Genomic DNA, 761 nt, shown 5'->3' with positions numbered 1-761 from the left:
TCTCCAACCTCATCATTAGGGTTGGAGTTTTTTTACGCTGTTTTATAATTCAAATATTTCCTGTATTCAAGTGGTGTCATACATTTGAGTCGTTTTTGGTATCTTCCGTTATTGTAATAATCTATATAGTTAATGATGGCTTGGTTCAGTTCATTGTAGCTATTAAACTTCTTCAAATAATACATTTCTGATTTTAGCATTCCCCAAAATGCCTCCATAGGACCATTATCTATACATCTGGATACTCTAGACATACTTTGTGTCATTCCAGCAGCATCAAGCTTTTTCTTAAATGTCTTTGATGTGTATTGAAATCCTCTATCGCTATGAAATATAGGTCTAACATTTGGGTATTGTCCATAGGCTAAATCAAACGTTTCAAATACAAGCATATTATTATTAGAGTGGCCCACGACAAAAGAAACAATGCTTTTATCTGCAAGGTCTAGAATAGCACTTAAGTAAGCCTTTTTGCCAGTTCCGTATTTCATCTCTGTTACATCTGTAAGCCATTTTTCTCCAAAGGTATTTGCTGTGAATTCTCGATTAAGTATGTTAGCCGCCGTGATTTGTGGTGTAGACTTTACATAGTTCTTTTTCTTTTTTCTACAAACAGACTTAAGATTTAATAAATTCATAAGCCTATAAATACGTTTTTGGTTTACGTGAAAGCTATTTTCTCTGTTTAGCTTTATTGTCATTTGTCTATACCCAAGTATTCCACCTTTTTCTTCATAAGTATCTTTTATTAAAGGAAGAAG

The 761-nt window shown here is 33.0% G+C and carries 1 protein-coding gene; it reads right to left on the bottom strand.

Annotated elements, in window-relative coordinates; all coding sequences use genetic code 11:
* Positions 1–32 precede the first annotated feature (32 nt).
* On the bottom strand, positions 33–761 hold a 729-nt coding region (locus PBV87_RS10215), incomplete at its 5' end, for an IS3 family transposase (RefSeq protein ID WP_271012179.1).

The organism is Holtiella tumoricola, assembly GCF_027857615.1.
Classification (GTDB): Bacteria; Bacillota; Clostridia; order Lachnospirales; family Cellulosilyticaceae; genus Holtiella; species Holtiella tumoricola.
The sequence above is the reverse complement of the archived record's forward strand: the minus strand, read 5'-3'. Positions and strand labels throughout refer to the sequence as shown.